This window comes from Pseudarthrobacter sp. NPDC058196, assembly GCF_042882685.1.
Taxonomy (GTDB): Bacteria; Actinomycetota; Actinomycetes; order Actinomycetales; family Micrococcaceae; genus Arthrobacter.
In genome coordinates, this window is the sequence record NZ_JBHVVN010000003.1 from 254,081 (window position 1) to 276,546 (window position 22,466).

At 64.8% G+C, this 22,466-nt stretch carries 15 protein-coding genes; 5 read left to right on the forward strand and 10 right to left on the reverse strand.

What is annotated here, in order from left to right:
* Nucleotides 1-269 precede the first annotated feature (269 nt).
* Entirely contained in the window at nucleotides 270-4,349 is a 4,080-nt protein-coding gene (locus ACFVVC_RS06225) for an FtsK/SpoIIIE domain-containing protein (protein ID WP_387450258.1), read from the forward strand.
* 79 nt (nucleotides 4,350-4,428) lie between these two features.
* On the opposite strand, the gene ACFVVC_RS06230 is transcribed toward ACFVVC_RS06225, so the two are convergent.
* Nucleotides 4,429-4,803, reverse strand: a complete 375-nt coding sequence (locus tag ACFVVC_RS06230; RefSeq protein ID WP_387450428.1) for a hypothetical protein — start codon at nucleotides 4,801-4,803, stop codon at nucleotides 4,429-4,431.
* A gap of 344 nt (nucleotides 4,804-5,147) precedes the next feature.
* On the opposite strand from ACFVVC_RS06230, the gene ACFVVC_RS06235 reads away from it, so the two are divergent.
* Nucleotides 5,148-5,396 (forward strand): WhiB family transcriptional regulator, encoded by a 249-nt coding sequence (locus ACFVVC_RS06235; RefSeq protein WP_003804966.1) that lies wholly within the window; start codon nucleotides 5,148-5,150, stop codon nucleotides 5,394-5,396.
* A 150-nt stretch (nucleotides 5,397-5,546) separates the two neighbouring features.
* Here the strand turns inward: ACFVVC_RS06235 and ACFVVC_RS06240 are convergent, their stop codons facing one another.
* From ACFVVC_RS06240 to ACFVVC_RS06255, 4 genes are read right to left on the reverse strand one after another with little or no spacing between them, the layout of a single operon-like run.
* Nucleotides 5,547-7,013: a sensor histidine kinase gene (locus ACFVVC_RS06240; protein WP_018760216.1), complete on the reverse strand. Its 1,467-nt coding sequence runs from the start codon at nucleotides 7,011-7,013 to the stop codon at nucleotides 5,547-5,549.
* 27 nt (nucleotides 7,014-7,040) lie between these two features.
* A complete protein-coding gene (locus ACFVVC_RS06245; protein WP_387450261.1) occupies nucleotides 7,041-11,894 on the reverse strand; it encodes an NAD-glutamate dehydrogenase in 4,854 nt (1,617 codons plus the stop codon).
* Between the two features lie 55 nt (nucleotides 11,895-11,949).
* Complete coding sequence (locus tag ACFVVC_RS06250) at nucleotides 11,950-13,254, reverse strand: CpaE family protein (RefSeq protein ID WP_387450263.1); 1,305 nt, start codon at nucleotides 13,252-13,254, stop codon at nucleotides 11,950-11,952.
* Nucleotides 13,251-13,892 (reverse strand): hypothetical protein, encoded by a 642-nt coding sequence (locus ACFVVC_RS06255; protein ID WP_387450265.1) that lies wholly within the window; start codon nucleotides 13,890-13,892, stop codon nucleotides 13,251-13,253. The genes ACFVVC_RS06250 and ACFVVC_RS06255 overlap by 4 nt, the downstream gene beginning before the upstream one ends.
* Nucleotides 13,893-14,045: 153 nt before the next feature.
* Here ACFVVC_RS06255 and ACFVVC_RS06260 point away from each other — a divergent pair, with 153 nt between their 5' ends.
* The gene (locus tag ACFVVC_RS06260; protein ID WP_018760220.1) at nucleotides 14,046-14,261 is read left to right on the forward strand and encodes a helix-turn-helix domain-containing protein; all 216 of its coding nucleotides are present in this window, start codon (nucleotides 14,046-14,048) and stop codon (nucleotides 14,259-14,261) included.
* Between the two features lie 47 nt (nucleotides 14,262-14,308).
* Here ACFVVC_RS06260 and ACFVVC_RS06265 read toward each other — a convergent pair whose 3' ends face one another.
* A complete protein-coding gene (locus ACFVVC_RS06265; protein WP_387450267.1) occupies nucleotides 14,309-14,878 on the reverse strand; it encodes a hypothetical protein in 570 nt (189 codons plus the stop codon).
* A gap of 119 nt (nucleotides 14,879-14,997) precedes the next feature.
* On the opposite strand from ACFVVC_RS06265, the gene ACFVVC_RS06270 reads away from it, so the two are divergent.
* Complete coding sequence (locus ACFVVC_RS06270) at nucleotides 14,998-15,840, forward strand: LysM peptidoglycan-binding domain-containing protein (RefSeq protein ID WP_387450269.1); 843 nt, start codon at nucleotides 14,998-15,000, stop codon at nucleotides 15,838-15,840.
* A gap of 64 nt (nucleotides 15,841-15,904) precedes the next feature.
* Nucleotides 15,905-16,402 carry an Rv3235 family protein gene (locus tag ACFVVC_RS06275; RefSeq protein WP_387450271.1) on the forward strand — a complete coding sequence of 166 codons (498 nt, stop codon included), beginning with the start codon at nucleotides 15,905-15,907 and terminating at the stop codon, nucleotides 16,400-16,402.
* Between the two features lie 102 nt (nucleotides 16,403-16,504).
* Here the strand turns inward: ACFVVC_RS06275 and secA are convergent, their stop codons facing one another.
* The 4 genes from secA to ACFVVC_RS06295 all read right to left on the reverse strand — a co-directional run bounded on the left by secA (nucleotide 16,505) and on the right by ACFVVC_RS06295 (nucleotide 22,107).
* On the reverse strand, nucleotides 16,505-19,243 hold the full coding sequence (gene secA, locus ACFVVC_RS06280; RefSeq protein WP_387450273.1) for a preprotein translocase subunit SecA: 2,739 nt from the start codon (nucleotides 19,241-19,243) through the stop codon (nucleotides 16,505-16,507).
* A 42-nt stretch (nucleotides 19,244-19,285) separates the two neighbouring features.
* Nucleotides 19,286-20,554 carry a winged helix-turn-helix domain-containing protein gene (locus ACFVVC_RS06285; protein WP_387450275.1) on the reverse strand — a complete coding sequence of 423 codons (1,269 nt, stop codon included), beginning with the start codon at nucleotides 20,552-20,554 and terminating at the stop codon, nucleotides 19,286-19,288.
* A 31-nt stretch (nucleotides 20,555-20,585) separates the two neighbouring features.
* Nucleotides 20,586-21,311: a ribosome hibernation-promoting factor, HPF/YfiA family gene (hpf, locus tag ACFVVC_RS06290; RefSeq protein ID WP_387450277.1), complete on the reverse strand. Its 726-nt coding sequence runs from the start codon at nucleotides 21,309-21,311 to the stop codon at nucleotides 20,586-20,588.
* Nucleotides 21,312-21,489: 178 nt separating this feature from the next.
* On the reverse strand, nucleotides 21,490-22,107 hold the full coding sequence (locus ACFVVC_RS06295) for a ComF family protein (RefSeq protein WP_387450279.1): 618 nt from the start codon (nucleotides 22,105-22,107) through the stop codon (nucleotides 21,490-21,492).
* Nucleotides 22,108-22,466: the final 359 nt, after the last annotated feature.

A 22,466-nucleotide genomic window follows, 5' to 3' on the forward strand; every position in this document is an offset into this window, starting at 1 on the left:
TCTCCCGGGTTCGAGGGAGATGGCCCGCTTTGGTGCCTGCCCCGATACGCGCAGCTGCATCAACGTCTGCACTGTCGGCGGTTGTGCCCAAAAGGAGGCTCCGTTGCTGCTCATGGCCGCTTTTTGAGGGGGCCGGGTGTGGCGATCCCGTCCGACCTGCCCCAGCAGGCAGCTCTCCCTGAAGGGGTTTTCCACATAGAGCCCGAAACGGCTCCATATGCTCTCCGTTCGTGGATAGCGTGACCGCATAACACGAAGGATTGGCGCCCATGACCCTGCATTGCACCTTGGTAGGTGGTCCGGGATCCCCACGTCTGCGGTCCCCTCTCGAACTGTCGATCGAGGCTCCGCCCGGCACCTCGGGAGCTGTCATCAACGAACAGTTGTCGAAGAGCTTCGGCACCGGGCCGGTCACGGTGGACGGACAGGATCTCTATTCGTTGGTTTCCGGTGTTCCGCCGCTGGTGGGCGCGGCAATTCTTGTCGACGGCGGCGGCGCGCCCTCGGATCAACGGCGGCGGCGTCCCCCGGCCGCAGATACCGCCGCCCCACTGGCACTCGCCATTCACAGCGGGGCTGCCGCGGGGACAGTCGTACCGATCCGGCGAGGCAGCTACACCATAGGCCGGAGCGGCACGCGCGTTGTCATCCCGGATCCGGAATTGTCCCGCGAGCACGCACGCCTTGTTGTCACGGACACGGATATCATCCTGATCGACCTGGACAGTGCTAATGGCACGTACGTCGATGGCGAGAGGATCCGGAGCACTGTCATCTCCACGGATTCCGGCATTCGGTGCGGGCAGTCCACCATGTCGCTGGTGTTTTCGGACCTGCCGGAAAGGGTCCTGGCGGATGCCGGAGGATCCGTGGCCGAACCCATCGTGGTCTCCGGCAGGGCTGAGGCCGGCAACCGCGCGCAGTTCCTGCTGGCCGCAGTTCTCCCGCTGGCTATTGGCGTGGGGCTGGCAGTCTTCACCGGGATGTGGATGTTTCTTGCCTTCTCGGCGGCATCCGCGTTTTCCGTTCTCGTGCCTGTCATCGGCGGCAGGCGGCAAAGGCAGGAATTGGCGGCTGCCGTAAAGGCGGCGGTGCAGGAAGACAGGGAGCGCCGGCGACGGTGCGCCCCGTCCCTTGCCGTCGTTGCCCTGGCAGCGCACCGGGGCACTCAGGCGCCCGCCCCAGATTCGGCGTCCGACGGCGTGTGGCTGAGGTTGGGCGAGATGGAACAGGCCGCCAACGTCCGGGTTGAGCCGGCAGGCGCCGTCCGGACGATTCAGCCGGTTGGGCAAGTACCTGTCGTCCTTGACCCGCGCCGTCCGCTCACCATTGTGGCGGGCTCCTCGGCAGGGGTAGACGGCGCGATCCGGTCCCTCATCATGCAACTTGCGGGCTACCCCCTCGCCGGAAGGACGGGGGTGGTAGTCCACGGGCGGCCGGAGAATCTGCCCTTGGCGGCCCGGTATCTTCCCGGGGTAACCCTCACCGGAACAACTGACGCCGGCCTCCGGGTCATCCGTGGAGGTGGTCCTGCCGATTCAGAGCGGACCGTCCTGTTGATTCGGAGTGCAGGCCCGGCGGAGGCGGGTGACATCGAGGTTCGTGACGCCGCTGTGGAAAGGGGGTGGCAGGTTCTTCATTTTCTTCCGGGTGACACCGATTCCCCGTCAGCGGACGTGTTCTTGTCCGAGCGCCGGTCGGTCATGCTCCATGACCACGGCAAGCCGGTTTTTGTACCGGACCTTGTCCCGGAGGCAGTGTTCACTACGCTGTGCCGACGCCTGGCGAAGGCGCCGACGCGGGAGGACGGGCACGTGCGGTCGATTCCGGCCACCGTCGGTCTCGGCGAGATCCTGCCCGTAACGGTGGCGGAGACCGCGCGACGCTGGGAAGCAAATGCGCAAAGGCAGGGACTCTCGGCGCCGCTGGGCCTGGGTGCGGCCGGCCCGAGAACCCTGGACCTCCAGAGCGACGGTCCCCATGTGCTCGTTGCAGGCACCACAGGATCGGGAAAATCGGAACTGCTCAGGACCCTTACCCTGGCCCTCGCCCTGAGCTACCCTCCAGAGCGCATCAACTTCTTCTTCATCGATTTCAAAGGTGGCTCCGGCTTGGGTCCGCTCCGCGGCTTGGTCCACTGTGTCGGACTCCAAACCGACCTGTCCACCGCCGAAATGGAACGTACCCTGGTGTCGCTGCGGGCAGAAGTCAGGCTCCGTGAGGAGCACCTCTCCGCAGCCGCTGTACCGGACCTGGCAGCCTACCGATCCTCACCGGCGGCCAAGGATTTCGACCTCCCCCACCTTGTCATCATCATCGACGAGTTCAGGATGCTCGTTGACGACGCTCCGGAAGTGCTCCGTGAGCTGCTGCGGATCGCCTCCATAGGGCGGTCGCTGGGTATCCATCTGGTGATGGCCACGCAAAGGCCACAAGGTGCACTGACAGCCGATATCCGGGCGAACGTCACGTCCAGCATTGCCCTCCGCGTGCAGTCCGACATGGAGTCCATGGACATCATCAATTCAAAGGCCGCGGCGGCCGTCGGTGTGGACGCTCCGGGCCGCGCCTTCCTGGCACGTGGTGCGGAACCTGCCGAAGAGTTTCAGGCCGCGTCCCTGTCTGCCGTTTCCGAAGACCAGCTGCACGATGCGGTCGTCATCCAGCCGACAACGGCGTACTTGGCTTCCCGGGAAGGCGCGGACCCCACCGCGCCGGGCGCTGCGCCGACCCCCGCCAAGGCGGCGGCTCCTCTGGTGGCACTCGTGGAGTCCCTTTGCGTGGCGCAGGGCAAACGGGTCCCCAGGAGACCGGTAGCCCCTCCACTGCCGGAATACCTGGAAGAACCGGACCCGAAGTCGTCAGCCCCTGAAGCCTCGGCGGCCAGGTCCATGTCCGTTACACCTGGCGACGTCGAAGGCAGTGTCCACCTGGGACTGATGGATCTGCCCCAGAAGCAGGAGGTTGTGACACTAGCCTGGGACCGCGCCAGCGATGGCCATGCCGCCTTCCTGGGCAGTTCCACCTCCGGCGCGCTTGAAGCCCTTGAACTGACGGCCGGAAGATTGATGGCCCGCCCGCACGAGGCGCACTTCTATTTCCTGGACAGTACGGGGAGCCTTTTGCCCTTCGCGCACGCCGGCCGCACCGGGGCCTACGCCGGTGTCCACGAGCTGCGCCGGGGGGTCCGGATCCTGGAGCGTCTTACCCGCGAACTTGGGAGGCGCCTAAGCCGGCCGGCTGCCAGGGACGTACCCCTTGTGCTCGTTGTGTCTGGCTGGGGCTCTTGGGTTTCAGCGTTCCGGTCCGGGCCGTTGGCCTGGGCCGAAGACCTTGCCCAGGACCTCGCCCGCGACGGAGCCAGGGCTGGCATAACGCTTTTGCTTTCCGGTGAACGGGAACTGGTCGCAGCCAGGTTTTACGGATCCATCCCCAACCGCTTCTATTTTCCGTTCGGCTCCACCGAAGAGAGCCGCGCGGCATGGCCCCGGATGCCCTCCATTCCCCCGGTGGCGGGAAGGGCTGTGGCATTCGGTCCGGCAGCCACTGGCGGCCCGGCGGTGTGCCAGTTCTACCGGCAATCCCCCGCTGCCCCAGGGCAGTCCTCCCCCGGCGAGAGCGGCCTGCCGGCTGCATCGCCGCCCTTCCGGGTGGAACCCCTCCCGGCTATGATCACCACCGGCGAGGTCACGGCAATTGCAGAGCCCACGATGTCGCGCAAGGCAGCGTTCCGGACGGGTTCCCGGAACGGGCAAGCAGGCGCTGCAAAGGCGTCCCCACGGACCGGGCAGGCCCGGTCCGTGCTGCTGGGGGTGGCGGGCGACGAGCTGGATGCGATGGCCGTCCGGATTCCAGCCGGCGGCGTGATGGCAGTCCTCGGCGGCCCAGAAAGCGGGAAAAGCAACGTACTGCACGCGATGAAAAGGCTCAATTCCAGTAGAGAGTGGTGCTCAAGTCCTGTGCCGCACAAAAGGGCCGGAGACTTTTGGCGGGGCGTGCTGCAGCAGGCCGAGGCTGGTGAGCTGTCGCCCGACACACTGCTGCTCGTTGACGATGTAGACCTTCTGGACGCGCCGGCAGTGAAGGACCTGGGCCACCTGAACGCCTTGGGCTATTCGTTGGTGGTCACCGCAAGTTTCAGCCCCGTGCTGCCACAACGCGTTCCTTTGATCATGAACGCCCGTGCGGCCGGCCTCGGCCTTCTGTTGTGCCCGCGATCGATAGCTGACGGCGACCTGTTCGGGGTCCGGTTTGAGGTGGAAACGAATCCACCGCCGGGACGTGGCATCCTGGTTTCCGCGGGGCGGTCGTGTGCCCTTCAGGTGGGATGGGCAGGTGCCGCGGCCTGAACCGACGGATGTTCCCCTCCGCTGGCCAATCCGGGCATTCGATACCCAATCCGGCGTCGCAGGGAATGTACCAATACGGTCAGAGAGCAGGAGGCGGACTGCCGGTTCGGGACGCGTAATTGACCACCTTGTTGGAGAACAGGAGGACTATGGCGACAGCCGCTGGCACCACCATTGCCACACCCGCAAAGACCAGGCCGCTGGTCATGGTCGGGGCACCAATCGTCAGGACGAACAGTTGGGCGACCAGCGCCGCTGCCCGGGTCCACCGGTACCCGCGGTAGAGGAAGACGGATACGGCAAAGAGCCAAGCGGAAAAGGCCAGCAGGAGTCCCAGGGTGAAGACAGCTCCCCAGAAGGAGAGCACGGGGCTGCCGGTGAACAGCTCATAGCCGTACCAGGCTGCAGCAGCCAGCAGGGCAAGGGCTTCGGCACCGGCAACCAGCGCCACCACGGTGGCAGCAACTGGTGCGGCAGTGGAAGGCTCATCGGCCGGACGGCCGGCTCCGTTGCCGGGTTCGTCCGGGGTCGCGGGGACACCTGCTGGGTTTACCGGGGGTCTTGACACACTGGCACCCTACCGGACATAGTCGGACACTGGTGAGGGCAGGAGCCGCCACTGTGATGCATCGCTCAGGTTTCCACTGATATCAGGCGTTATTACCCCTTGTTTACACAGCGTTAACATGACAGGCTTGATGCAGATGACCAAGGGGGCCCAGAGGGCCCCTTTCCTTTGTAGCCACTAGTGAATAATTTCACAAAGGGCACTTCCCAGAAATGGAGCAACTGATCAGCATGGATTGGCGTAACCGCGCAGCGTGCCTCGACAAGGACCCGGAACTGTTCTTTCCCGTCGGAAACACAGGCCCGGCCCTCCTGCAGATCGAGGAAGCCAAGAGCGTCTGCCGCCGCTGCCCTGTCGTGGACACGTGCCTCCAGTGGGCCTTGGAATCCGGCCAGGATGCCGGTGTCTGGGGCGGCATGAGCGAAGATGAGCGCCGTGCCCTGAAGCGGCGTGCCGCGCGAGCACGCCGGGCCTCCTAGAAGGCCAGCAGCCGGCCTGGTCAAACGGACCGTTACAACAAGAGGCCCCGGGTCGATCCGCAAGGATCGGCCCGGGGCCTCTTGTTGTTTTCGTTCCACTCCATGCCTGTCCGCTTTGTCAGCCCATGGGGTCCCGGCGCGGCCCGTTGCCTACTTTCCGTGCAGGCTGAGCCTGATCTTGACCTCGGTTCCGCCGCCCTCCCGGCGCTCCCAGGTGATGGTGCCGCCCAGTTCACTGGTGACCAAAGTCCGCACGATCTGCAATCCAAGCCCTTCGACGTGGGGGGTTTCCGGGAGCCCCACACCGTCGTCGGCAATGGTTACCGTCAGTTCTTCGCCGTCCTCCCCCTCGGACCTGTCGGCCAGGAGCCAAACTGTCCCGGCCCGTCCCTCAAGACCGTGCTCAACGGCATTGGTCACCAGTTCGTTGATCACCAGGGCCAGCGGTGTGGCCAAGTCGCTGGGCAGCTCACCGAACGTGCCGGAGCGCTCGGTCCGTACCTGCTGCGACGGGGACGCAACCTCGGCGGACAGCCTGAACTGGCGGCCGATCAGCTCGTCGAAATCAACGCTCTGGGTCAGGCCCTGCGACAGGGTCTCGTGCACAAGGGCGATGGTGGCCACACGGCGCATTGCTTGCTCCAGTCCCTGCTTGGCCTCGTCGCTCACCATCCGCCTGGATTGCATCCGCAGCAGCGCAGCGACGGTCTGGAGATTGTTCTTGACCCGGTGGTGGATCTCGCGGATGGTGGCGTCTTTGGTCACCAACTCCATTTCCCGCCGCCGCAGTTCCGAGACGTCCCGGCAGAGCACCAGCGCACCGAAGCGCTGCTGTTCATCGCGCAAGGGGATGGCGCGAAGGGACAAGCTGACGCCCCGCGATTCGATCTCGCTGCGCCACGGCATGCGCCCGGTCACCACGAGCGGCAGCGTCTCATCAACCATCCGCCGGTCCTTGAGGAGGCCGGCCGTGACCTCGGCGAGGGAACGTCCTTCCAGGGATTCCCCGTCGCCAAGACGGCGGAACGCGGAGACGCCGTTGGGGCTGGCATACTGCACCACACCATCGGCATCAAGCCTGATCAGGCCGTCCCCCACGCGGGGGGCGCCCCGACGAGACCCCGTAGGCGAAGCAAAGTCCGGCCATAATCCGAGGGTACCCATTCGCAGCAGGTCATAGGCGCACTGGCGATAGGTCAGCTCCAGCCGGGACGGCATCCGCGAACTGGACAGGTCCATATGCGTGGTGACCACCGCAAGCGTCCGCCCGTTCCGGACCATCGGGACCGCCTCCACCCGAAGCGCCATCTCGCTGTTCCAGTTGGTTTCGCTGGACCTCTCAATGGAGCGGCTGTTCCAGGCCTTGTCCACCAGAGGCTGCAGGTCCGAGCGGATCCCTTCCCCCACGAAGTCGCTGTGGAACGCGGTATGCGTGGTGGAAGGGCGCACGTGGGCGAGCGCGACATAGCCAAGCTCCGGGTGGGGGAACCACAGTGCCAGGTCGGCGAACGCCAGGTCCGCGACCATCTGCCAGTCCCCCACCAGGAGGTGCAGCCATTCGGCATCGCCCGGCCCGAAATCAGCGTGTTCCCTGATGGGGTCCGTAAAGATTGCCACTGCACCTCCAGTTTCGACGCCGCAAGGCTAGCGTCGGACGATTGACCTCAAGAGCCTCAATGCTACCGACAGTGAGGCCATGTCGTCGGCCTCGAGTGCGTTCACTTCGTCGAACATACTCTTTGCCCTGCCCAGCTGTTCGGCATTCTGTGCCTCCCAGTCCTTGAGCCGCGCCTCCGGCGAGTCGGCCGCGGCCGTTGCGTCCAGCACCGCCGTCGTCATGTCCGACACCGTCGAGTACAGGTCGTCGCGCAAGGCGGCCCGCGCCAGCGCCTGCCACCGGTCCTGCCGGGGCAGGCTGCTGATCCGTTCCAGCAACGAATCCGCGTGGAACCGGTTGAACACGGTGTAGTACGTGGCTGCGATCTCCTCCACCGGGTCCTTGCGGGACCGCGCGATCTTGGCGATATCGAGCAGCACGAAGCTTTCGAACAGCTCGGCCCAACGCAGTGCCAGGCCTTCCGGGAGTTCCCATTCGCGGCCCTTCGCCAGCCACTCGGCCACCCGTTCGTGGTCATCGCCGCGCAGGTAGTCCAGCAGGCGGGCCCGCATCGGATCCATGAGCGGCTTGAACTCGGCTACTACGTCAGCGATAGGGCGCGAAACGCTTTCCTGGCCCAGCAGCCACCGGACCGCACGGTCCAGGAGCCGGCGGATATCAAGGTGGACTGTGCTCCAGTGCTCCGTCGGGAACGATGCGGGCAGGCTGTTCAGCTCGGCCACCATCGCATCCAGTTCGTACACCTCCCGCAGCGCCACGAACGCCTTGGCGACGGCGACTTCGCTGGCCGACGTTTCCTCCATGACCCGGAAGGCGAAAGTGATGCCACCAAGGTTGATCATGTCGTTGGCCACCACGGTGGCGATGATTTCGCGTCGCAGCGGATGCGTGTCCAACTCCGCGTCGAAGCGTTCGCGCAGCTGGTGCGGGAAATAGGAGCGCAGCGTGTCCCGGAACCAGGGGTCGTCGGCAAGGTCGCTGTCCCGAAGCGCCGATGCAAGCTCGATCTTGGCATAGGCGGCCAGTACAGACAGTTCAGGGGATGTCAGACCCTGCCCCTGCTGGAGCCGGTCCCGCAGGGTTTCGGTCGTCGGCAGTGCCTCGAGGTCGCGCTTCAGGTCGGCGCTCTTCTCGAGCCAGTCCATGAGCCGCTCGTAGCTCGGGCTCCACTCGGCCACCCGGCTGCGGTCGTTCAGGAGCAGGATGTTCTGGTCGATGTTGTCTTCCAGCACCAGCCTGCCCACCTCGTCGGTCATGGAGGCGAGGAAGTCTGCGCGTTCGGCCGCCGGCAGCTTGCCCGCGGCGACCATCCGGTCAACGAAGATCTTGATGTTGACTTCGTGGTCGGAGCAATCCACACCGGCAGAGTTGTCGATCGCATCCGTGTTGAGGATGACCCCCTGCAACGCCGCCTCGATACGGCCGCGCTGGGTCATGCCAAGGTTTCCGCCTTCGCCGACCACCTTCACGCGCAGGTCCCGGCCGTTGACGCGGATGGCGTCGTTGGCCTTGTCGCCCACCGTTGCGTTGGATTCGGAACTGGCCTTGACGTAGGTGCCGATGCCGCCGTTGTAGAGCAGGTCGGCCGGTGCCAGCAGGATGGCCCTGAGCAGCTCCGGTGGGCTGAGTTCGGTGGTTTCCGCCGCCAGCCCCAGCGCAGCCCGTACCTGCGGGGACACGGGAATGGACTTGGCCTGCCGGGCGAAAACGCCACCACCTTCACTGATCAGCGACTTGTCGTAGTCGTCCCAAGAGGACCTGGGCAGCTCAAACAACCTCTGCCGCTCAGCGAACGAGGAACCCTCGTCCGGCGTGGGATCCAGGAAGATGTGCCGGTGGTCGAATGCCGCAAGCAGCCTGATGTGGCGGGACAGCAGCATCCCGTTCCCGAACACGTCACCGGACATGTCCCCCACGCCCACCACAGTGAACGGCTCGGTCTGGGTGTCGAGGTCGAGCTCGCTGAAGTGCCGCTTAACCGACTCCCACGCACCCCTGGCGGTGATGCCCATGGCCTTGTGGTCGTACCCCACGGAGCCGCCGGAAGCGAACGCGTCCCCCAGCCAGAATCCGTATTCTGCCGACAAGCCGTTGGCGATGTCCGAGAAAGTAGCCGTTCCCTTGTCCGCCGCAACGACAAGGTAGGAGTCGTCGTCGTCATGCCTGACAACGTTCGACGGCGGCACGAGCCGCTCCCCGTCACCTTCAGTGAGCAGATTGTCGGTGAGGTCCAGCAGGCCACGGATAAACGTCTTGTAGCTTTCGACGCCTTCCGCCATCCAGGCCGCGCGGTCGGCTGCCGGATCTGGAAGCTGCTTGGCGAAGAAGCCGCCTTTGGCTCCGGTGGGAACGATGACGGCGTTCTTGACCGTCTGTGCTTTCACCAGGCCCAGGACCTCGGTACGGAAATCCTCCCGCCTGTCAGACCAGCGAAGGCCACCGCGGGCGACCTTGCCGAACCGCAGGTGCACACCTTCGACCCGGGGCGAGTAGACCCAGATTTCGAACATGGGCCGCGGGAACGGAAGCCCCTCGATCTGCGCCGGATCCAGCTTGAAGCTCAGGTGCGGCTTGTCCTGGAAGAAGTTGGTGCGAAGGGTGGCTTCAATGAGGTTGCCAAAGGTGCGCAGCACGCGGTCGGCGTCCAGCGTGGCAACCTTCTCGATGGCAGCTGCCAGGTCCTGGCGCACGGATGCCTGCGCGCCGGCACGGCCGTCGTCGCCCAGGGACGGGTCAAAGCGGGCGGCAAAAAGAGCGATCAGGCCTTTCGTCACGTCGGCGTTCGCCAGGAGCGTGTCCGCCATGAACCCGAAGGAACTGCTGCTGCCCATCTGGCGCATGTAGCGGGCGTAAGCACGCAGCACCGTGATCTGGCGCCAATGCAGGCCCTCCCGCAGCACCAGACGGTCGAAGCTGTCAGACTCTGCCGCTCCGGTGACGGCCGCGCCAAAGGAATCGGCAAGGAGTTCCCCAGTGGTGACCGGATCCACCCCGGCTGGGTATTTCAACCCCAGGTCGTACAGGAAGAAGTCCCTGTGGTCGGCGGTTTCGATCTCGAACGGGCGTTCGTCCAGGACTTCCAGTCCCAGGTTGTGGAAGTAGGGAAGAATCTGGCTCAGGCTCTTGGGCTCCAGCATGTAGAGCTTGACCCGGGCGTCCTCTTCCAAGGTGGCGCCTGCCCCTTCGGGCAGGTAGACGTGGACTCCGGGACGGTCCTGCCGGGCGCCGGTGCTCCGCTCGGCGGCGGCCCCGTATTTCTCGAAGCGCGCAATATCCTCAAGCGCGTCCTCTACCTCATAGTCCACCCGGTAGCTGGCGGGAAAAGCCTCGGCCCAGATAGCCGCAAGTTCCTTGGCCTCGGCCGCGTCCCGCCCTTCACGCAGGACCTCGGTGATGCCCTCACTCCAGGACCTCGCCGCCCGGACCAGCCGCGTTTCCAGCTCGTCGCTGTTGACGTGGCTGACGTCGGCATTCTTGGGCAAGCGGATGCGGAAGAACAGGCGGGCAAGGGCCGACTCCGTCATGCGCGCTTCGTAGTCGATCGAGACGGCCTGGAATGTTTCCCGCAGTTCCTGCTCGATGCGCAGCCTGACGTTGGTGGTGTAGCGGTCACGGGGCAGGTAGACGACGGCGGACATGAACCGGCCGTAGATGTCGGGCCTGAGAAACAACCGCGTGCGCCGCCGTTCCTGAAGCTTCTGGATACCCAGGGCCGTGGCGGCGAGGTCGGGGATTTCGATCTGGAACAGTTCATCGCGCGGATAGGTCTCAAGGATCCCCAGCAGGTCCTTGCCGGAGTGCGAGTCCGGCGGGAAGCCCGCGGTTTGCAGCACGGCGTCGACCTTTTCGCGGACGATCGGAATATCCCGGACGGACCCGGCGTAAGCGCTGGTGGCGAAGAGTCCGATGAACCGGCGCTCGCCGTTGACGTTGCCTGCGGCATCGAAACTCTTGATTCCGATGTAGTCGAGGTAGGCCGAGCGGTGCACGGTCGAGCGGGAATTGGCCTTGGTAATGACCAGGGCACGCTTTTCCCGTGCCTTCTTCCGGCCGGTATCGGTGAGGTGCTGGATGTGGGGGGAATCTGCGGCTGCCCGCAACAGTCCCAGCCCGCTGTCTTCCCGAAGCTCGAGGACATCTTCGCCGTCAACGTTCAAGAGGTCGTATTCGCGGTAGCCGAGGAACGTGAAGTTCCCGTCGTCCAGCCAGCGGAGCAGATCCTTGGCCTGGCGCAACTCGGCGATCTGTCCGGGGTGGGCCACCTGGTCCAGGCTTCGGGCGATCTCCAGCGCCTTCTGGCGCATCTTTGGCCAGTCCTCGACGGCGGCCCGGACGTCCTTGAGTACCCGGGTCAGGCCAGCGAGCAGGGACGACTTCGCGTCGTCCGAAATACGCTGGATTTCGACGGCGATCCACGACTCCATGTGGGAGGCGTCTTCACCTTGGGCGATGAGGTGGGAGAGATTGGGCATGGCGGCCGTGTCTCCGCTGGAAATGCCCAGGTGCGCCGGGACCCGGTTGACCTTGACCAGCTCTCCGGTTTCCCGGTTCCTGGTGGCGACAAAAAGCGGGTGAACCACCAGTTTGATGGCGGCGTGCTGCCGGACCAGTTCCGCGTTCACTGAATCGACAAGGAAGGGCATGTCGTCGGTGACGACGAAGATGACGGTACTGTCCTCTTCGTCGGCAATTGAGATCTTTGCCTGTCCGGGCTGCCGGACCGATGCCGCCTTGTGATGCTCCCCGGCCCGGGCCTCCAGTACCTCGCGAGGGTAGCTCCGGGCATCCTCCTCGGCCAAGTGCTGGTAGTAGTCCCCCATGAAACCTTCAAGGCCTTCCATGGAGAGGGGCTGATCCTCCACACCGGATCCAGACGACATCGACAACGCCTCCACTAGAGAAATTCGCCGCACCTTTGCAGCTCTTATGGCGAGCCTAGTCCTTTGCCCTGCGCCGTGGTGTGGAAGAAAACACAGAGGATTTCGGTTTTCGCTGGACGGGTGCACAAACCAATTCCCTGATCGCCCTGCGGAGTGTCGACTCCGGCGCAGCTTCGTGCAGCAGGGATCCTGCCAGCAGCGCAGCGTCCGCTGCGGCGGGGTCGTACGGCAGAAAGGCGGTGAGCGCGGACGCCGGGCCGTATCTCTCCCACGCATCCCGCAGTTGGCGCTCGGGGCTTCTGCCAACGGAGGAGGCCCGCACCTTGTTCATGACGACGGTGGGTGCGGCGTGTGGAACAGCTGTTTCCAGTTCGGCGATCGCCCGCACCAGCCTCGGCACACCCACCGGATCGGCCGCCCCGATTGCGTAGACCGTGTCAGCCACCTCGAGCGGGCAAAGCGTCGCCGCATTCCGCCGCGGCGCCATCGTGTCGAAGCTGAGCTCTTCATCAGCCTCAAGACAGAAGCCGGTATCGACCACCACCACGTCCGCCATATGCCTGGCCCGCTCGAGGACCACGAACAGAGCGGTCGCCCGGAGTTCGGTCCACCGGTCGGGGCGGGTTATCCCGGTCAGCACTTTGAACGTCCCGGACGCGGTGGCAACGGTTGAGGCCACCTTTCGCAGCGCATCAGTGTCCAACGTCCCCTGGTCAGCGAGCCTGCACGCCTGGGCCAGGCCGGCCGACTCATCCAGCAATCCCAGGACGGCTGCGACGCTTGCACCGTAGGTGTCGGCGTCGACAAGGAGGACCTCCCGGCCATCAGCCGCCATTTCTCCGGCGATGTTGGCAGCGACCGTAGTCCTTCCCGGCGACCCCGCCGGACCCCAGACGGCGATGATCTTCCCGGTTCCGGCATCCTCCAAGCCAGGCTTGGGTTCGACCGGATCGGTGGCGAGCGCGGCTCCAGTATCAGCTTCCGCGCTTAGCGTCAGGGGACGGTCCATACCGGTCAAGCGGGCGACTGCGTCCGCTATCCGGTCCGAAAGCTCCGCGGACTGAACCCCTGTCAGCGCCGAGGCCACCCCGATCTTGCGGAGCCTGGCCGCTTCATCAGCATTGTCCGTCAGGGCAATGATTGCCACACCCACAGCGCCAAGGCGGTCAACCAGGGAGGCAGTCAGCGCCTCTGAACCTTCAGCCACGACCGCAGCCCTGGCAAGGCCGCTCTGGCAGGCGGCCAGAAGTTCCGGAAGTTCCGCGCATCGTCGAACCACCGTGACGGGTCCGTGCAGCCGTTCCAGGCCGCCCACCACATCCTCCCGGCTTTGGCCCACAGTGACCACGGGAATGCTCATCGGGCGCCACCAGGGTTCCACACGACCGAGATCTTCGCTTCATTGGCCTGGGCGCCCAGCAATGCCGGCATCTGCTTGTCCTCCACCAAGACCATCAGCACTGTCGTCTTCGATGATCCAAGGGCTGTGGACCCTGTCGCCACCTCGGTGATCTCGGCGCCGGGCAGGAGGAGCTTCGGCTCACTGAAGCCGTTCTTGGCATCCGGCTGCGCCACCCATACATCGACGCGGGCGCCGGCAACGGCCTGTGACGGCAACGTCTGGTCAACGGTGAGCGCTACGGGCTTCCGATCCAGCCGGTCCACTTCGCCAAGGCTGGCGCGCGGAACGAGCTGGTCCTTCGCGATCCGCTGCATGGCGACCACGCCCTGTGGCAGCCCGTCCTCCACGGTGATGTAGTGCTGCTCGGTATCTCCCAGCCGAACCTTGGCGCGCACCACGTTCTCAGGCGTAAGGCGTTCGCCGACCGCAATGCCGTCCCTGGCGGCGTATACCTCGGTTGTCCGGTCTGCGCTGCCCACAAGAAGGACGACCCCGGCAATGGAAACCAGGACCAGGAGTACTCCAACCAACAGCCGGGGGTCTCTCCACGATGGACGCTTGAGCCGCGCAGCACGGACGCTTGAATCAGGAACCATACCGTTCTCCCCCTTGGTATCCCGGACCCTCCCCACGGTGGCCGGACTCCTCATTGTTACCGCCAGGCCGATGGAACAAAAGTCATTTGGCTAAAACCCGCCAATATGTGGATAACGGGCACAAACTGCGCCACTTGATGGCAAAATGAGTCCATGCCCAGGTTTCTCACGCTTGCAGACGTCGCCGAGCAGCTTCAGATCAATTCTCCCGCCGCGTATGCCTTGGTGCGCAGCGGCGAGCTGAAAGCCATCCAGGTGGGTGGCCGGGGCCAGTGGCGGGTTGAGGAGAAAATGCTGGAGCAGTACATCCAGGAACGCTACGCCGAGGCCAGCCGCATGATCCAGGAGTCCCGCGCAAAGTCGATGTGACGGGTTTCGCGCACATTCCGGGCGCAGGTACCAGGATTGTGCCGCCGCTACAGCCCGCCCACCTTGCGTGACCGGATCATGGCAAGCCCGGCAAAGGGTATGGCAGAAACGTGGCTTACGCCCTGGCTCCTGCGGACCTCGCCGGGCGTGACCACCGCCAAGTCGATATAATCCCTTCCCACACGGTCGATCACTCCGGCCAGGCGGACGGATCCTGCCACACTGCCAACCGTCACCGCCAACTCCACCCGGTCGCGCGCAAGGCCACGCAAGGAATGGGCGAGCCCAATCGACCTGCGGACCGGGGAACTTTCTGCTTGCGCATGCCGTCCCAGTCCGACGTAACGCGCCACGCCAGCATACGGAACAAGTACCTGGTGCTGGTCTTCGTCCAGGACCAGCGCGTCGGCTCCGGCATGGGTGAGTTCGCCGTGCGCGGATTCCCCGCAGAGAAGGTGGACGCCAATCCGGTAGCCCACCGATGCCCGCAGCCTGTCCTCGACGGTCAGGCTTACCAACTCGGCGCGGGTCCGCTCATTGATTTCGGCGTCCAGCGACAGCCGATCAACTTCCGCAAGTTGGCTTTCGATGTCATTGAAGAGTGCATCCCAGCGCATTCCGCCAGCGTAAGTTGCCTTTTCTTCCCGGTCAACGCAGCCAGGTTTTTCTCTCCAACGTATGGACAAATAGTTCTCGACCGGTCCAAACTAGGTCATGGAATATCAAACAACATCAAATGACATCAAAAGGGTTGATGATGAACTACACGAAAGAAGCACGGTGGTCAGACGTCGCGTCGGCGTTTGCTTTGCTCGTGCTCGGCATCGTTCTCTGTTTCCTGGGTTCCGGGCTTCTCGCTCAGTGGCAGGCTTCCGCCGCGCGCAACCAGGAAATATCCGTGGAAGTCCTGGTGGCGGCGGCCGCAGCGGCAGCCGGCATCGGCATTCTGCTGTGGTGGGCTTTTGCGGTCGTGTGCGCCGGTTCCGGAATCCTGCTGGAGCGCCTCGGCCGACGTCGGGCCGCGGCAGCCGTGCGCCGGTTCTCTCCCGCTTTCATGCAACGGGCCGTGGTTGCAGCCCTTTCGATCCAGCTCCTGACAGGAGTAGCCGCGCAAGCGGCCGGGACCAATCCGGGACCCGCATGGGGCCCGACACCCAGCCATTCGTCATCGGCCCCCTCCACCTCCGCGCCCACGGGCAGCATTCCAGAGACCGGCGGAGAAGCCGAGCCCGCAGTGGAACCATTAGGGAGCATCCCCGCAACGGCGGGGCAACCCAGGACCCAACCGCCCGTCGCCACGCTGTCACCCGGATGGCGTCCCGATCCCCAGGCGGTGCAACCAAGCCTGCTCACCACACCGGACAGCAGGGCCGCAGGTGGGGCGTCCGGGACCGACGCTGCAGCCGTGACCGTGCTGGCCGGGGACACATTGTGGGACATCGTGGCCAGCCAACTTGGCCCCGGAGCCTCGGATGTGGACATAGCCCTCGAATGGCCGCGCTGGTACTCAGCGAACCGCGGGCAAATCGGGGGAAATCCTGATGTCCTGCTGCCGGGCCAAATCCTCCAGGCGCCATAGGCGTCGTGACTGCGCGCTTTGCTGCCGGGCAGTCGAACCAGCCGACAAATCTAAGGGGAACCCAATGATCGCAGTGACACCAATACGCGCCGAGCAGGACCGGGCAGCCAATGCCAGCAACCAGACCCGGGAGGCGGGCGTGGCCGCCAGCGGGACTACGTCTGCTGGGATTTCCCGGGGAGCACATCCGTCACCGCTGCAGCCTGTCGATGAGGCTGCGGAAGTCCGGGCCATCATCCGCGGGACGGTCCAGGCGTCAATGGAGGTCCTGGCCGGAATCCGGCCCGTCCACCAGCTTGCGCGCCGGCTGGACCCACGGTGCCTGTCGGCCCTTCAACACCGGGCGGCCCTGATCAGGCGTGAACTTACCCGGACCGGAAATCCGGCGCTGGCCCGACTTCACCGGAATTCAGTGGTCCGCTCGGTGCGCGTCTGTGAGGTGGCCGACGGAATCTATGAGGCCAGCGCCGTCGTGGTGGATGACGTGCGCGCCCGCGCCGTTGCCGTCCGGCTTGAACGCAGCAAACAAGTGTGGCGGGTGGTCGAGCTTGTCATCGGGTGAAGGAGTGTGAAGATTACAGCACCCGGATAGGCCGACAGGGCAGGGAGCGAGTTCTCCCCTGCCCTGTCGGCCGATGCGAGTGCACTTGGTAATCCTGGCGGCCTAGCGCTTCTTCTTCTTGGCGGGGCGCTTTGCTGCGTCCTGCGCCGCTGCCTTGGCCGGGTTGCCGGAACGTCCGCCTGAGCGGGTTTCCACCCGGGTCTCGGTTCCACCGCCTTCGCTGGGGGCGGTGTACTGGAGTTGGGCAGGCTTCTCGGGTGCTTCGAGGCCGGCGGCCCGCAGTTGCGGGTCCACGTGTTCGGTGTGGCCGCCGGAAGCATCCTGGACCACGACGTCCTGGGCGGGAGTGACTTCCACCTCAAGGTTGAAGAGGAAGCCGACGCTTTCCTCCCGGATGGCTTCCATCATGGTCTGGAACATGGCGAAGCCTTCACGCTGGTATTCCACCAGAGGATCGCGCTGGGCCATGGCTCGCAGGCCGATGCCTTCCTTGAGATAGTCCATCTCGTAGAGGTGTTCCTGCCACTTGCGTCCGATGACCGACAGGACCACACGGCGCTCAAGTTCGCGCATGCTTTCGGAGCCAATTGCCTCCTCCCGCGCCTGATACACAAGGCGGGCGTCCGAGAGGATTTCCTCCTTCAGCAGTTCCACGGTAACCCGTGGCTTGCCACCGGCTTCTTCAATGATGTCTTCCGCCGTGACGCTGACGGGGTAGAGCGTCTTGAGGTTGGTCCACAGCTGGTGGAAGTCCCAGTCGTCACCGTTGCCCTCCGCCGTGGCGGCATCAATCAGGGCCACGATCGTGTCCTCGACGAAGAACTGCACCTTCTCGTGCAGGTCGTCGCCCTCAAGGATGCGGCGGCGGTCGCTGTAGATGGCTTCGCGCTGGCGGTTCAGGACGTCGTCGTACTTAAGGACGTTCTTGCGCTGTTCGGCGTTGCGGCCTTCCACCTGCCCCTGGGCCGAGGCGATGGCCCGCGACACAAGCTTGGATTCCAGCGCGACGTCGTCCGGGACGGAGCTGTTCATCAGGCGTTCGGCGGCCCCCGAGTTGAAAAGCCGCATCAGGTCGTCCGTCAGGGACAGGTAGAAGCGGGATTCGCCGGGGTCACCCTGGCGGCCGGACCGGCCGCGAAGCTGGTTGTCGATGCGCCGGGATTCGTGGCGTTCTGTGCCCAGTACGTACAGGCCCCCAAGATCCAGGACTTCCTCGTGTTCGTCCTTCACCGACTGCTTGGCTGCCTCAAGAGCTGCGGGCCAGGCGGCTTCGTACTCTTCGGAGTTCTCCTCGGGGTCCAGGCCGCGCTTGGCGAGCTCGGCCACTGCGGTGAATTCGGCGTTGCCGCCCAGCATGATGTCGGTACCGCGGCCGGCCATGTTGGTGGCCACCGTGACGGCGCCCTTGCGGCCGGCCTGGGCTACGATCGCGGCTTCACGGGCGTGGTTCTTGGCGTTCAGGACCTCGTGGCGGATCCCTTCCTTTGCGAGCAGCTTGGAGAGGTACTCGCTCTTCTCCACGCTGGTGGTGCCCACGAGGACGGGCTGGCCTTTTTCGTGCCGTTCGGCGATGTCCTTCACGACAGCGTCGAACTTGACGACCTCGTTCTTGAACACGAGGTCCGGCTGGTCGATCCGCTGCATGTCCCGGTTGGTGGGAATCGCCACGACGCCGAGCTTGTAGGTGCTCATGAATTCGGCAGCTTCGGTTTCGGCGGTGCCGGTCATGCCTGCGAGCTTGTCGTACATACGGAAGTAGTTCTGCAGGGTGACCGTGGCGAGGGTCTGGTTCTCGGCCTTGATCTCGACGCCTTCCTTGGCTTCGATCGCCTGGTGCATGCCCTCGTTGTAGCGCCGGCCGGCAAGGATGCGCCCGGTGTGCTCGTCCACGATCAGCACTTCGCCGTCCAGGATGACGTAGTCTTTATCCCGCTTGAAGAGTTCCTTGGCTTTGATGGCGTTGTTCAGGAACCCGATCAGCGGGGTGTTGGCGGACTCGTACAGGTTTGAGATGCCGAGGTAGTCCTCGACCTTTTCGATGCCGCTTTCCAGGACGCCCACAGTGCGCTTCTTTTCATCGACTTCGTAGTCCTTCTCGGGCTGCAGGCGGAGCACTACCTTGGCGAATTCGCTATACCAGCGGTTGGTGTCACCCTGTGCCGGGCCGGAGATGATCAGCGGGGTACGGGCCTCGTCGATAAGGATGGAGTCCACTTCGTCAACGATGGCGAAATTGTGGCCGCGCTGGACCAGTTCGTTCCTTTCCCACGCCATGTTGTCACGAAGGTAGTCGAAGCCGAATTCGTTGTTGGTGCCGTAGGTGATGTCAGCGGCGTACTGCTGGCGGCGTACGGCCGGATCCTGGTTGGCCAGAATGACGCCGCTGGTCAGGCCGAGGAAGCGGTAGACGCGGCCCATGAGTTCGGACTGGTATTCGGCGAGGTAGTCGTTCACGGTGACCACGTGGACGCCCTTGCCGGAAAGCGCGTTCAGGTAGGCGGGAGCGGTCGCCACCAGGGTCTTGCCTTCACCGGTCTTCATTTCCGCGATGTTGCCCAGGTGCAGGGCAGCGCCACCCATTAGCTGGACGTCGAAGTGGCGCATTCCGAGTGTCCGCGAGGAAGCTTCGCGAACGGCGGCGAAGGCTTCCGGAAGCAGCTCGTCGAGCTTCTCGCCGTCCTGGTGTCGTTCGCGGAGGCGGTCGGTCTCCTCCCGCAGTTCCGCGTCCGTGAAAGTCTTGAACGAGTCTTCGAGGGCGTTGATGGAGTCGGCATAGTTCCGCAACTGCCGGAGTGTCTTTTTGTCACCCGTACGGAGAATTTTTTCGATAAGTGATGCCACGTGAAGATGCTCCCAGTCTCATGCCGCCGAATTCTGGCGTGTTCAGTCTACGGGAGAGACACCCGGCCGTTGCTCCCTTTTCCCTGAGAGCGGATAGTCCTGCAGCCGCCCAAGCTCCAATGCCAACCTTGCAGCGAGATCCCCCGCCGGGCCGGCTTCCACCTCAGGGAGGCCAAGCCATTGACCCATGAGCATCAGCTCTGCGGCGAGTTCGACGGCGGTGTCCGCCGGGGCGTCCGGCTCAGCGAAGGCAGACCTCACCAGCAGCCGGCCCCCGGCACGGTCCGCCTTCACGTCCACCCGGGCCACAATCCTGTCCCGCAACAGGAAGGGCAGCACGTAGTACCCGAAACGCCGTTTAGGCTCCGGGGTGTAGATCTCGATCCGGTAATGGAAGTCGAACAGTTCCAGCAAGCGCCGCCGCTCGAATACCAGGGAGTCGAACGGGCTCAGGAGGGCCCGCCCGGTGGCACGCCGTGGCAGGACGGCTTCCACGTGCCGGAAGACCTCGCGGTTCCAGCCGTTCACCTTGACGCGTTCCAGCCTGCCTTCCGAAACCAGGGTCTCGACAGCCAGTGCGGTCGCCTTCACAGGTGTCCGGAAGTAGTCTGCGAAACAGCGGACGCTTCCGATCCCGTGGGCCAAGGCCGCCGCCTCGGTCAGCCGGTGGAGTGCAGCGGCTGGGTCGGACTCCGTGGCTTCGTCAGACGACAAAGGCAGGACCTTGGCTGTCAGGGTGTACTTGCGTTCGAACTGCCCGGTCCTGGAGGCAGCTGACACTGAACCTTCCTCGAAGAGGTGTTCCAGGACCCGTTTCACGGCGTTCCAGTTCCACCCCCAGTTGTCCGTCTGCCGTTCCTCGACGTGGCCGATCCTGGTTGTAAGCTCCGAGGCCGTCATGGGCCGGGACGCGGCGAGGACGGACAGGATCTTGCCGGCGATGTCTGTGCGGAGCTCTGGGTCCATGCGTGAGGCACCCACCCATGACCGCTTCTGCCACAGCAGGAGGTCCCGGTAGTGCTCGGGCCTGATGTAGCTGGCTTCGTGCGCCCAATACTCCACCATGCGGCGTGGAGGCTGCCCCGACATGCGGTGCAGGATCTCGCGGTCGTAGTTGCCAAGGCGCGAAAAGAAGGGCAGGTAGTGGCTGCGGACCACGGCATTGACGGAGTCGATTTGGACGAGCTGGAGACGGGCAAAAGTGCGGCCCACCGCCCGTGCTGTCACGGGGCCGGTGGGCCGTCCTTTGTGGAGTCCCTGTGCTGCCAATGCGATGCGCCGTGCCTGGTCAAGGCTCAGCGTTGCTGACATTCAGTCCTCTCAAGTGGTGGTGTAGTCCACCTTAGGCGTTGGCGGGTGCGTCGTCGGAACGGTACGCGAGGATTTTTTCCTCCACGATGGTGTCTCCGGGCTCGCATTCGTGGTCCAGGGTGATGACCCCGTAGGTCCAGCCACGACGGCGATACACGACGGAGGGCGTGTTGGTGGCTTTGTCCACGAAGAGGTAGAAGTCGTGCCCGACCAGTTCCATGTTGTCCACGGCATCATCGAGGGAGAGCGATGCCGCGGGAAAGACCTTGCGCCGGATCAGCACCGGTGAGTTTCCCGCCGGGATGTCGTTATCGACATCGTAGGGGGACTTGTTGTCGGCGGCCTGCGCGGTTTCATCCCGGTGGTTTGCCTCAAGGTACAGCGGCTCGTGCGCGCTGGCGGGTTCAAGCGATGCGGTTGCCTCGCGAACGGCCTTGGGGGTGTGGCGCCCGTGGTGGACCTTCTTGCGGTCCTTGGCCCGGCGGAGCCGCTCAAGCAGTTTGTTGTAGGCGAGGTCAAAGGCAGCAAATTTGTCTGCGGCGCTCGCTTCGGCACGGATCACGGGTCCGCGGCCCAGGACTGTCACCTCTACGGTCAGCTGGTCGCCGGTTTGCCGGGCATTGGTCTCCTTGGAGACTTTCGCGTCGACACGCTGGACCTTGTCACCCAGCGATTCGATTTTTGCGATCTTTTCCCCGGCATATTCGCGGAACCGGTCTGAAACGGTCAGATTTCGTCCGCTGATCATAAACTCCATGGTGCCCTCCAAATGACTTCGGTGACACGACGGCGGCACTTCCCTGGGCCGGGCTGTCTGACAGTCGAGCCCCTCTCCGAGCCGCCATCGAAAGGTACATTCTGTTCTTGGTACCCACCTTCGACGTTAGTTCATAGCCACCTGTTATTCATCCTTTCCCGGTTTATTTTTTTCTAAGTCATGCTTGCTTCGGCGGCCCCGCGCGGGAGCCGGCGGCGGGTTCCGCGGCGTCGGGCGGGCGTGTCGCGGCAAGCACGACGGCGCCCCTCACCTTGGCCCCGGCCTGGTGCAGCGCACGGGCTGCTTCGCCGATCGTGGCACCCGTTGTCAGGACGTCGTCGACGATGATGCAGGGCCTGCCCGCAACCGCTGGACGGGACCGGACGCTGACCCGCATGGAGCCCCTGACCCGCTGTGACCGGGCTCCCCTGCCCAGCCCCTTCTGGCCGCCCGGCAGTCCTGGCCACGCAGGCGGCCGGGCACCTGCCGGCCGGACCTTTCGCAGGACATCGACGACGGCGGCACCGGACAGGTGCCCGGCCGCCCCCTTGAGGAGCAGGTGGACCGGGCTGAAGCCCCGGTTGACGTAGGCCGCCGTGCTGGTGGGGACCGGAACCAGCAGGAACCCGTCCGCGTCCGCTGTTGCTGCCCGGACGGCCGCGGCCAAAGCCCGGGCAAGGTTTTCAACAAGCTGGTGCTGGCCGTGCCGTTTGAACGAGAGCAGGCCCTGCGCCAGCTCATCCCGGTAAACACCGGCCGCCACCACGGGGAGCAGGATGTTCCCGGCCACATCCATCAGCGCGGGGGCACCGCCTTCAGCCCGGAACGGCTGCCTGGTCAGCTGCCGGATGCGCCTGCTGCAGCCTGCGCAAAGGGCCTTGTCCTCTGCTCCGCAGCACACACAGTCCACCGGAACGGCCAAGGCCAGGAGTTCTCCCCCGGCCCCTGCCACCCAGTCGAAAAGCCGGAGAAGGGCGCTCGGTTGTTCCGCCCGGTGTTTTCCCGCCCATCTCGGTGGCGGCTGAAGGTCCGGATCACGCCCGTGTTGGCCGACAGGGGACCAGGCTGAGCCCAAGGGGCGCGTCGTTCCGTTCACTGTTCCACTATTTCCGCCCGGATACCGGCCGGGTAAGGCCCGGGCGGCCCTATGTGGAT

Bases quoted from the DNA above. Each gene is read 5' to 3' on its own strand.
- ACFVVC_RS06275 (WP_387450271.1), top strand. From the start codon at position 15,905: ATGATCGCAGTGACACCAATACGCGCCGAGCAGGACCGGGCAGCCAAT.
- ACFVVC_RS06270 (WP_387450269.1), top strand. From the start codon at position 14,998: ATGACATCAAAAGGGTTGATGATGAACTACACGAAAGAAGCACGGTGG.
- ACFVVC_RS06235 (WP_003804966.1), top strand. From the start codon at position 5,148: ATGGATTGGCGTAACCGCGCAGCGTGCCTCGACAAGGACCCGGAACTG.
- hpf (WP_387450277.1), bottom strand. From the start codon at position 21,311: ATGGAGTTTATGATCAGCGGACGAAATCTGACCGTTTCAGACCGGTTC.
- ACFVVC_RS06265 (WP_387450267.1), bottom strand. From the start codon at position 14,878: ATGCGCTGGGATGCACTCTTCAATGACATCGAAAGCCAACTTGCGGAA.
- ACFVVC_RS06295 (WP_387450279.1), bottom strand. From the start codon at position 22,107: ATGGATGTGGCCGGGAACATCCTGCTCCCCGTGGTGGCGGCCGGTGTT.
- ACFVVC_RS06285 (WP_387450275.1), bottom strand. From the start codon at position 20,554: ATGTCAGCAACGCTGAGCCTTGACCAGGCACGGCGCATCGCATTGGCA.
- ACFVVC_RS06245 (WP_387450261.1), bottom strand. From the start codon at position 11,894: ATGTCGTCTGGATCCGGTGTGGAGGATCAGCCCCTCTCCATGGAAGGC.
- ACFVVC_RS06225 (WP_387450258.1), top strand. From the start codon at position 270: ATGACCCTGCATTGCACCTTGGTAGGTGGTCCGGGATCCCCACGTCTG.
- ACFVVC_RS06255 (WP_387450265.1), bottom strand. From the start codon at position 13,892: ATGGTTCCTGATTCAAGCGTCCGTGCTGCGCGGCTCAAGCGTCCATCG.
- ACFVVC_RS06250 (WP_387450263.1), bottom strand. From the start codon at position 13,254: ATGAGCATTCCCGTGGTCACTGTGGGCCAAAGCCGGGAGGATGTGGTG.
- ACFVVC_RS06260 (WP_018760220.1), top strand. From the start codon at position 14,046: ATGCCCAGGTTTCTCACGCTTGCAGACGTCGCCGAGCAGCTTCAGATC.